Below are 10370 nucleotides of genomic sequence, written 5' to 3' on the forward strand. Positions count from 1 at the left end.
CCTCCTAGTACTTAATCTTTAACTTTTTCAATCGGTGCAAACGCCGCTAATAATCGTTTAATTCCTTCTGACTTGAAGGCAATGTCTAGTTCGGCATCTTCACCAGCACCAGTCACTTTAACGACCGTGCCAGTACCCCACTTGCGGTGCTTGACCTTGTCGCCAATGCGCCAACTATTCTTATCCGCACCGGTTCCAGCAGCCTTTTTAGCCGTTGGTCGAGTCCCGACTGGGTTCTTTTTGTACGTTGGCGTAAAGGCCCGCCGTTCGCGACTGTCACCAAATGGGACGGCCGGTCCGGTACTACTGCTACCATCCAACGTATTTTCATTTTTAATCAAGCTCTGATCAATTTCTTCAATAAACCGTGAAGCCGGGTTATTTTGCCGCCGACCATAGAGCATCCGTGAATAGGCGTTCGTTAAGTAGAGCTTCTTTTCAGCCCGCGTGATTCCCACGTAAGCCAGACGCCGTTCTTCTTCCAACTCGTCTTCGTCCATCATAGAACGTGATAGTGGGAAAATTCCGTCTTCCATCCCAATCATGAAAACGACTGGAAATTCCAGCCCCTTAGCGGCATGTAACGTCATCAACGTGACCGCCTGAGGTTCTTCTTCAACGTTATCCACGTCGGAAACCAAGGCTAAGTCAGCTAAGAAGTCCACGAATTTATCGCTGTCTTCTTCTTCTGGTTGATAGCTATCATCAAATTGTTTTGTTACGGATAAGAATTCTTCGATGTTTTCAATCCGCGTTTGGGCTTCTAACGACTTGGAAGCAGCTTGGTCCTTTAAGGCTTTCATGTAGCCGGTGCGGTCCAAAACTTCGTTCGTTAAATCAGTCACTGACAAGTATTCACGCATCGCGCGTAACTCGTTCATCGTCGTCGCAAATTTTGTAAGTGAGCCCTTAGCGCGGGTCGAAATCCCGTTTGCCATGTCCACGTTGCTAGCGGCTTCTAACATTGAGTAGCCGGCTTCGTCCGCAAATAGCCGTAATTTTTCGACACTAGTTTGTCCGATTCCACGCTTAGGTTCGTTGACGACCCGTTCAAAGTTCATTGAATCCTGGTCATTAACAACTAAGGTCAGATAGGCTAAAATATCCCGAATTTCTTTACGATCGTAGAACTTGTTCCCACCGACCATGGTGTAAGGAATGTTGGCCTTAACCAACGACTCTTCCATCACACGGGATTGCGCGTTGGTCCGGTACAAAATGGCAAAATCACCGTAATTGAACTTCTTTTCCTGCATGTTTTCTTGAATCTTAGAAATGACAAAGTGGGTTTCGTCACTTTCACTCTGCCCACGATAATACGAGATCAAATCACCCGTCGTGTTTTCCGTCCATAATTTCTTCGGACGGCGCGTCGTGTTGTTGTTGATCACTTGGTTAGCGGCGGTCAAGATATTTTTCGTTGACCGGTAATTTTGTTCCAGCATCACCGTGTCAGCCTGTGGATAATCTTTTTCAAAGTCTAAGATATTTTCCATGTTGGCACCCCGCCAACCGTAAATGGATTGGTCAGCATCCCCAACAACACACAAGTTCTTGTACTTGTCAGCCAACATGTTGACCAGCGTGTACTGCGCGTTATTCGTATCTTGATATTCATCAACGTGGATGTAATGGAACTTATTTTGATACCATTCCAACGTTTCTTTGTGTTGTTTGAACAACTGAATCGTCAGCATGATCAAGTCATCAAAATCGACGGCCTGGTCCGCAGCTAATTCTCGTTGGTATTGTAAATAGACGTCAGCCACGACGCTTTCAAACGGACTAGCTGCCGATTCTTTATACATCTCCGGCGTCTGCAAATCGTTTTTAGCGTTTGAGATTGCTGACAAAATCGACCTGGGATCAAATTTTTTCGAATCAATATTTTGTTCCGTTAAAATTCGTTTGACCAGCGTCCGTTGTTCACTCGTCCCGGCAATCGTAAATGCCCGGTTATACCCAATTTGCTCAATATCACGACGTAAAATCCGGACACAGAGCGCATGGAACGTTGAAACCCACACATCTCGTGCAGATTCTCCCAGTAGTTTACCGACCCGTTCACGCATTTCGCGTGCGGCCTTGTTGGTAAACGTAATCGCTAAGACGTTCCAGGGATTGACCCCTTGTTCTTCAATTAAATATGCTACCCGGTGTGTCAGAACTCGGGTCTTCCCCGAGCCGGCACCGGCCATAATTAGTAGCGGTCCTTCAGTGTCTAAAACGGCTTCCTGTTGCTTGTCATTCATTCCTGCCAATAGGCTTTCTTTCGACACGCTGTTCGCCACCCTTTCTAAAAATCAGTCAACAAATATTATAGCAAATTTTCGGCGTGATTGCTGGTTTTTAAGGCGCTATCACGCACATTAATCCCACTTATTTTTGAAACCGTGTTCGTATTTGTTCGGTTAATCAAATTGGCCCCATTACTAGCCATTAACTATTAAGTTGCCGCTCCGTCGGGTAGAATTGGGTGCTATGGGGGACGGTCCCAGCCACAGGACGGTCTGGAACCTCAATTCAAAGCCGATAACCCACGTCTTTGAATTGCCCCGCAAGATTGGTGTAAAGACCACCCGCCAATCTTCCCGACACAGCACACCAATCCTATCCGCCTCCGCTGAAAATAACATTACTAGCGCTATTATTGTTGGATAATCAGAGGCTGGCACTGATGACATCAGTCGTGACGGCGGCGTTGGGGCGACGTTTTTTGTCACCCTTACACCGCGGACGGCCCGGGACAATTGTGAATTTTGCAATCGTTCCGGGCGAGAGGCTAGACCGCTCCTCAGGCTAGCCTCGGTCCCACGACTGCATGTCATCAGTGACAACCGGAATAAATTACAAGTAGCTAACTTATATCAGTCAGTAATAAAAAAGCCGTCAGTACGCTACTGACGACAATTTTTTATTCAGTTGGTTTTTCATCCGAATTTTCCGCACTGGGTGCGTTAAAGTTCCAGATGTTCGTATCATCGATTTGTTCTAAGGCTTCCTTGACACTGGGCGCTTCCACTAGTACGTGGCCCGCAACCGGCGTCTTGTCAGCTTGCAATAAAGTCCGGTGGTAAAAGTTAAAGAACCAGTTCGTCTTAAGTTGCCACTGGGTCCGAATACCACTTTCCTGAGCAGGTGTGAAGTAGACCGCAACGACCGGCATGAGTTGCTTGACCGGCATCAAAGGCAAGCCCGCAATGGCCCGCAAATGTTGTTCAGCCATGCTGATGTTCGTCGCACGTTCAAAGACGTACCCCGCCTGGTGCATTGCGGGTACGATCCGTTTAACGTAGAGGTTACCGCTCTTAGTCAGGAAGAAGGCAACTTCAAAGATCCCCGTGTAGCTGAGGTTATCACTAATTTCTTTTGTGATTCGCATCATTTCATCGTTGACGGCCTGATCAATTTGGGCGGGAACGATCGTGGCCAAGAGTTCGTGGTCACGGTACCGATTTTCCACACTTGGGAAAAATTCCGTACTCGTTGCACTCTTGGCGACAAAGACGGAGAGTTCCTTATCATAAGGAATCAATGATTCCAACAGGTACGTTCCCCAATCTAAGAGGTCCGCGGCCTTCACGATGTCCGACTGCGTTTTAATCACTAACTGGCGATTTTGACCAAGTCCCTTTTGAATTGGTTTCAAAATACTAGGGTACCCAATTGAACCAATAGCTTGATACACGTCATCCAAACTAACGATCGTTGCGGACGGCGCCACGTTTAAATTCAACTGACTAAAGAAGGCGCGTTCAAGTGAACGGTCCTGCATAATTTCCAGCGCGTCGCCACCTTGAGGGACCCGGGTATGCGCTGATAAAAAGTTGATGACCGACGCATCGACGCTTTCAGACTCGTAAGTCACAATGTCACAACGTTCAGCAAAATTTTGTAATTGTTGCTGATCATTGCGCGCTCCGACAACGCGAAAGTCTGCCAATTCCATGGTCTCGGTATTTTCATTGTCCCCGTACACGCCGACATTAATACCAGCATTGCGCGCGGCAATCACCAAACCAACACCATTAGTACTACTCCCAATGATGCCTAGCGTACCACCTGGGTTTAAAATCGAGTTGTCCACTTCAGTCCCTACTTTCTTAATCCATTTAACGATTACCACCGAGTGCTAAAACCCGTTTAACACTCGATTTTGATACCATGTGCCATGACCGGGCAAACACCCAGCCGTTTTTTAATTTCAAAAATTTCTAATTTTTATCATGAGCCTAATTCACTAATTGCAACCCGCAAACAGTTACTAAGTTTAGTGACACTTTAGCCCACGCTGGTTCCGTTAGTTAATAATACTTGGTGCACGGAATGCATGCAAGCCCTAGCCTACATTTTTCGCCGGGCATTTCGATGACGGACCCGCTTGACCCAAAAGCCCCCAGAAATATAGCGTGGCTCGTAGGCAATGACGAACGCACTGGGCTCTTGTTCCTTAATCAAACCATATAACCGCCGTTCATTCTTACGTGGCGCTAAGATGTCGAGTTGGAGCCGTTCACCTTCTAGGCCGTAAGCGATATGCTGGGTGACCCCAAAACCATTTTCGCGTAACACTCCCGGTAACGTGGATTTCGGATCAGGTAAGATAACCGAAATCATGGTATACCCAAGTGCCAACTTATCTTCAATCACCATGCCGACGTAGACTCCGACACCATATCCGAGGGCGTAAACCACCAAGTTGATTGGATTATCGAGCCGATTTAAAACCAGTGACAGTCCTAAAACGTAAATTGTGATCTCAATCACACTGGTAAAAGCTGCGAAATACCGATACCCGCGCATGACAAGTAAAAATCGCAACGTATTTAACGTAATGTAAACAAAGTTAATCACAAATATGAGGCCTAACATTCCAATATCAATCCGCATGGTTACCCCCGCTTTCTTGATCTAGTCCGTTTGCTCCGATGCAAAGTGTACCCGATCATCATCGAACGATGTGATCTGGGCCAATGATTCTAAACGAACGCCCCGGTCTTTGACCAATTGATGTCCCGTCTGGAAGACCTTTTCAATGACGATTCCAACGCCCATGACGTCAGCTTTAGCTTGGTCACAAATTTCAAAGAGCCCTTGAACGGCTTGACCGTTCGCTAAAAAGTCATCAATTAGTAATACCTTATCACCAGCGTCTAAAAACTTCTTGGCAATTGAAATATGGTTAGACGTTTTCTTCGTATATGAATAAACTTCTGCGGTAAACAAGTCGTCAATTAGCGTCACAGACTTGTGTTTGCGGGCAAAAACAACTGGAACGTGGAGTGCTAACCCGGTCATCACTGCGGGCGCAATCCCAGATGATTCAACCGTAAGAATCTTGGTCACACCGGCATCGCGAAACAAGTGGGCAAACTCAGTCCCGATACTGAACATCAAATCAGGATCGACCTGATGATTCAAAAAGTTGTCAACCTTCAACACTTCGCCAGGTAAGACCCGGCCATCCTTTAAAATGCGTTCTTCAAGTTCTCGCATGCAAAGTAACCTCCTAATAATAACAAGTACGTCTAATTCAACTATTACTCTCTATCATACCTTTGTAAGTCGTATTTTTGAATAATATTAATTATTTTTTGTGCGTAACTGGGATCCGTGGCGTATCCGGCCGTTTGTAGCGCCTTAGCGGCCGTTTGATAGTCCTTAGCGTGAATGACCGCTGAATAGTGCTGCGCATCCCAGGGCGTCCCGTTAGCGAGCTTCTTTGCGTGAGCCACGAGGGAATCGTGCCAGCTATCGTAAACGGCAAACCGCCGTTTAACGGTGTGATACGCCCCGTCATAATACTCCTGCGTCGTCATCAACCGGCCCGCCTGAGTTGCGTAAGCTTTGACGCCAAACAAGTTATTGTTTTCAGTGGCATTCGTGCTACGTCCCCAATCAGATTCGAGGATGGCTTGGCTCAAGCTGATACTAGCCAACACGTGATACCGTTTCTGGATAACTTGGGCAGGCGGTGCTAACTTTTGGATAAAACCGCTATGGGTCGTGACCGCCACTGGTGTCGGGGTCGGCGGTTGCGCGTCAAAGCTGCGTTTGGCAATCCCACTGAGAAGCACAACGGCGCCCAAGACGAGCAATAGGTTCAGCCATTGAATGCGTCCGTTCTTCACAAATGGACTCCGCCGTTTTTTTGAACGCCGTCGCGGACGTCTGCGTTTGGTTGCCATGGCTTGCCCCCTTCTATGTAAATGGACCACTAGTGGATCATACTCTATTTTACCGATTTTCATTCGAAAATTAAACGGAATGCGTCCCATAACGCCTTACTTTTTTGCTAAAATGTAAGTGTTCTCAAATGATTCTTAGGAGGAATTTTTTTATGGCAAAAACTTACCGGTGGGCCATTGTTGGTTTAGGCAACATTGCCCACAGTTTCGTGAAATATTTTGACCAACCCGACGGCGAGATCTACGCAGTCTGCTCACGCTCACAAGCCAAAGCGGACGCGTTCGCCAAGGATCACCAAATCCCCAAGGCGTATGGGAACCTCGACGATTTATTAAAAGACGACAAGGTGGACATCGTTTACGTGGCAACGCCCCATAACTACCACATCGACACCATTTTACCAGCGCTGAGAGCAGGTAAACACGTCTTCAGTGAAAAAGCCATCACCATGTCCAGTGACCAGCTAAACATCGCTAAGGAAGTCGCCGCTAGCAACCACCTGATTTTAGCGGAAGCCATGACCCTCTACCACATGCCGCTGTACGAAAAACTACACGAATTTGCGGCTGAACGGCACCTAGGCAACCTCAAGATGGTCCAAGCCAGTTTTGGGAGCTTTAAGGAACCGGATCCGACTAACCGCTTCTTCAATCCAGATTTGGCCGGCGGTGCCTTACTCGACATCGGTGTCTACGCCCTCGCTTTCGTAGAAGAATTCTTAACGGCCAAGCCCTACATTACAGGAACGACCATGCACCGCTTCAGTAGCGGCGTCGATGAATCCGAAACGATCACGTTACGTAACGCTAACGACGAACTCGCCACGGTTGCGTTGACTTTCCGGGCGAAAATGCCAAAGCGTGGCATCGTCGCTTACGAAAACGGCTATTTCACGATCGACACTTATCCCCGTGCCGACGAAGCCACGTTTACCGACAACACCGGTCACAGTGAAATCATCAAAGCGGGCGACTCGACTAACGCCATGAATTATGAAATTGCCGACATGCAGAAAATGATTGCCGGCGAGCTTCACAATACTGGGTTAGCCAAGACTACCGACGTCATGGATGTCATGACCGCCGCACGCGCCCAGTGGGATTACCGTTACCCATTTGAAAATAACTAATTTGATCGAATAATCGTAAAAGAAGTTGTTATCTAAAGATTGAAAAGTCTAAATAGCCGCTCCGTCAGACAGCGTTGCGTGCTCTGGGGGACGGTTGCAGCCACAGTGCGGTCTGCAACTTCGATTCAGAGCCGACAACCCACGTCTTTGAATCGCCCCGCAAGATTGGCGCAAAAACCACCCGCCAATCTTGCCGACACAGCACGCAACGCTGTCTGACTCCGCTAAAATAACTTTACTATTTGTTGCTACTGTCTAGTAATCAAATTCAATCAGAATAACTTCAAAACCATGATTTGTATTAATCCAACAGCACTTAATTTCCAAGTTACCTTTTAACCTTAGTTGTTAAGCTAAAACACCCCAACCTAGTTGAAATTCAGCTGGATTGGGATGTTTTCTTGCCTGAAGACTATCAGGTAGAAATTAGTTATTCTAATTAAAAACCGATATTTATCGAAGCCAGCTAGGAATCACCGTTCCCCCACAGCACACGGATTCTGACTGGCGAAGCGACTAGTTAAAAATGAGCCCGAGTCCCATAAAGACGACGAATGACAAGCAAATAATGGTCGCATTTTTAATGGCTAATATAAATGTCTCCGTCTTGACCTGTTTTTTGAGGAATAACTGCGTGTTTTTTAAGACGGGAACCACGCTGAGTAACGTTAGTAAGCTGAGTTTTGGTAAGACGCCCATCCATACGGCAACCATTAAGCAGACATATCCCACAATATAACTCCACGCGAAGACTTGTAACATTACCGGTTTACCCAGATAATATAGAATGGTGTGGCGGCCTAACGCAATGTCTTCATCCATATCACAAATATTGTTGGCCAGCATGATGTTAGAAATCGCAAAAATAGCTATTCCAGATGCAATTAAGACTTCTAACGTACTGGTCCCCGTTATCGCGACTTTGTCATAGGTATTAATAAAGACAGCAATCCAAAAAATCATAAAGCCCATCGTGAATCCTGAGAAGAACTCCCCGAACGGCCCGGACGAAATCGGCTTGGGTCCCCCGGCGTAAAAGTAACCCACCGCGTAGGAATAGAGGCCCATCCATAAAAGCGGTAGCCCAGTCCGCGTGACCAGCCACAGCCCCAGAATCAACGAAAGTCCACCCAATCCAAAGGTAATGGCTCGCGCCTGACGAATGGAAATTTGGTTAACCCCAACCACGTTAGTTGCTTCCAAAAATTCTTGGTTATCAGCGTTGCGCGGGGCGTGTAAAAAGTCCTGGTAATTATCATTGGCATTAGTCGCCATGTGAAATAACGACGAGGCAATGAAGAACAGGATTAAATAACCGAGGTGCACCTGATGGTAGTTGTACACCGCGTATAGCGTTCCTAAAACGAACGGTAAAACACTGGCGATTAGTGATTTGATCTCGACAAATTCGAGAAAAACTTTCGGTTTCAAAAAAACGCCTCCTTTTGATTGACAACCTTAATAGTTATTTGTACCTTTGAATTAAATTGTATTTTAGAATGTGACTGGCTGCAAGTGTTGGCGTCTTAGCGACTTCGAGCCATTTCTAAGATTAACGGAGGAAGTTTTAAGTATGATGCAAACCATTTGGCAACCTAATAGTGCCGTAGAATCCCAATTGGCGGCGCTTAAACCCTACCTAGCAAAACACGTGCAGATCGACAACGGCCCTATTAATGACCGGGTCCACGCACTCTTAGCCGCTGGTGGGAAATTTTTGCGCCCCGGATTTTTTTACTTATTTAGTCAGTTTGGAACTGACCAGGATCCTGTTCGGCTTCAAGCCGGGGCCGCTGCCATGGAAATGTTGCACGTCGCAACGCTAATCCATGATGACGTCATCGACCAAGCACCCGAACGCCGCAACGTGACCACCATTCATAAAGATTACGGACAACGTAATGCCATCTACGCCGGGGATCTCCTGTTTACCTGCTACTTTGACCAGGTATTAATTGCCGCCAAGCGTGCCGAAGACGTCCGCGTTAACACCGCTGCGATGCGCGCAATTCTTCAAGGCGAACTGGATCAAATGGCGCATAACTTTGACCCACAAACAACGGTTACAGACTATCTCACCGTTGCGCGGGGCAAAACGGCCCGCCTATTCAGCCTGAGCTGTGAACAAGGGGCCCATTTAGCCGCAGCACCTTTGAAAGTCGAACGCCTTGCTAAAAAGATTGGTGAAACAATGGGGTTAGCCTACCAAATGTTAGACGACGTGTTAGATTACGCCGGTGATGAACACTTAACGCAAAAACCAGTTTTAGCTGATTTACGTGACGGCGTCTACTCGCTCCCCTTAATTTACGCACTCAAGCTTCAACCATCAATTGCTGACCAACTACCGGCTCCCGGTGAGTCAATCAGCAACGAGCAGTTGCGCTTAATTCGTGACCAAGTCATCGTCTCTGGCGGTGTCACTAAAGCCCAGATGCTCGCGACCCAGTACACGCAAACCGCGCTGGACCTGATTGACCAGTTGCCAACCGGCGATACGCAGCAGACCTTGCGCCGATTAGTGACCCAGTTACTGGTGCGCAACCACTGATGTGATACTATTTCTTAACGAAACCGCTCCGTCAGTCAGAGCTGGTGTGCTGTGGGGGGCGGCCCCAGCCAAAGGACGGTCTGCGGCCTCAATTCAAAGCCGATAACCCACGTCTTTGAATCGCCCCGCAACGTTAGCCGGCTAAAACCACCGGCCAACGTTGCCGACACTGCACGCCAGCTCTGACTGACTGCACTAAACTCAATTTTCTTGTTATTCAATGATCTAAATTTATTAATTATTCGGAGGTCACCGCTGATAGCATCGGTCGTGATGGTGGCGTTGGGACGGCGGTTTATCGGCCCTACACCACGGACAGGCCGGGATAGTTGCGTTTTTTGCAGCTATCCCGGACGAGGGTCAAGACCGCTCCTCAGGCTTGAACCGGTCCCACGACCGCATGCTATCAGCGGTGACCGGACTAAATAATAAATGGCTAATAAATATGGCTCTTTGTCAACGGCTGTTGATGAGGAACTTTATGAGGAAACCAGTTCATTT

Annotated in this window: 8 protein-coding genes; 2 read left to right on the forward strand and 6 right to left on the reverse strand. The window is 47.4% G+C overall.

The window, feature by feature from the left end; translation table 11 throughout:
- Nucleotides 1-11 precede the first annotated feature (11 nt).
- From pcrA to IV64_RS00495, 5 genes are all read right to left on the reverse strand, one after another.
- Complete coding sequence (pcrA, locus tag IV64_RS00475) at nt 12-2279, reverse strand: DNA helicase PcrA (RefSeq protein ID WP_057705200.1); 2268 nt, start codon at nt 2277-2279, stop codon at nt 12-14.
- A 635-nt stretch (nt 2280-2914) separates the two neighbouring features.
- Nucleotides 2915-4087 (reverse strand): 5-(carboxyamino)imidazole ribonucleotide synthase, encoded by a 1173-nt coding sequence (locus IV64_RS00480; RefSeq protein WP_057705207.1) that lies wholly within the window; start codon nt 4085-4087, stop codon nt 2915-2917.
- A gap of 257 nt (nt 4088-4344) precedes the next feature.
- Nucleotides 4345-4890, reverse strand: a complete 546-nt coding sequence (locus IV64_RS00485; RefSeq protein WP_057705201.1) for a DUF2179 domain-containing protein — start codon at nt 4888-4890, stop codon at nt 4345-4347.
- Between the two features lie 21 nt (nt 4891-4911).
- The gene (locus IV64_RS00490) at nt 4912-5496 is read right to left on the reverse strand and encodes a xanthine phosphoribosyltransferase (protein ID WP_057705202.1); all 585 of its coding nucleotides are present in this window, start codon (nt 5494-5496) and stop codon (nt 4912-4914) included.
- A gap of 44 nt (nt 5497-5540) precedes the next feature.
- Nucleotides 5541-6188, reverse strand: coding sequence for a glycoside hydrolase family 73 protein (locus IV64_RS00495; RefSeq protein WP_057705203.1), 648 nt, complete (start codon nt 6186-6188; stop codon nt 5541-5543).
- A 152-nt stretch (nt 6189-6340) separates the two neighbouring features.
- Between IV64_RS00495 and IV64_RS00500 the strand changes: the two genes are divergently transcribed.
- Nucleotides 6341-7318, forward strand: a complete 978-nt coding sequence (locus IV64_RS00500; RefSeq protein ID WP_057705204.1) for a Gfo/Idh/MocA family protein — start codon at nt 6341-6343, stop codon at nt 7316-7318.
- 516 nt (nt 7319-7834) lie between these two features.
- On the opposite strand, the gene IV64_RS00505 is transcribed toward IV64_RS00500, so the two are convergent.
- The gene (locus IV64_RS00505) at nt 7835-8749 is read right to left on the reverse strand and encodes a prenyltransferase (protein WP_057705205.1); all 915 of its coding nucleotides are present in this window, start codon (nt 8747-8749) and stop codon (nt 7835-7837) included.
- A 142-nt stretch (nt 8750-8891) separates the two neighbouring features.
- Here IV64_RS00505 and IV64_RS00510 point away from each other — a divergent pair, with 142 nt between their 5' ends.
- Complete coding sequence (locus IV64_RS00510; RefSeq protein WP_057705206.1) at nt 8892-9869, forward strand: polyprenyl synthetase family protein; 978 nt, start codon at nt 8892-8894, stop codon at nt 9867-9869.
- The last annotated feature ends 501 nt before the right edge of the window (nt 9870-10370 follow it).

The organism is Lactiplantibacillus xiangfangensis, assembly GCF_001438845.1.
GTDB lineage: Bacteria > Bacillota > Bacilli > Lactobacillales > Lactobacillaceae > Lactiplantibacillus > Lactiplantibacillus xiangfangensis.

Coding starts and splice junctions, on each gene's coding strand:
- IV64_RS00495 (WP_057705203.1), bottom strand. CDS start 6,188: ATGGCAACCAAACGCAGACGTCCGCGACGGCGTTCAAAAAAACGGCGG.
- IV64_RS00485 (WP_057705201.1), bottom strand. CDS start 4,890: ATGCGGATTGATATTGGAATGTTAGGCCTCATATTTGTGATTAACTTT.
- IV64_RS00510 (WP_057705206.1), top strand. CDS start 8,892: ATGATGCAAACCATTTGGCAACCTAATAGTGCCGTAGAATCCCAATTG.
- IV64_RS00500 (WP_057705204.1), top strand. CDS start 6,341: ATGGCAAAAACTTACCGGTGGGCCATTGTTGGTTTAGGCAACATTGCC.
- IV64_RS00490 (WP_057705202.1), bottom strand. CDS start 5,496: ATGCGAGAACTTGAAGAACGCATTTTAAAGGATGGCCGGGTCTTACCT.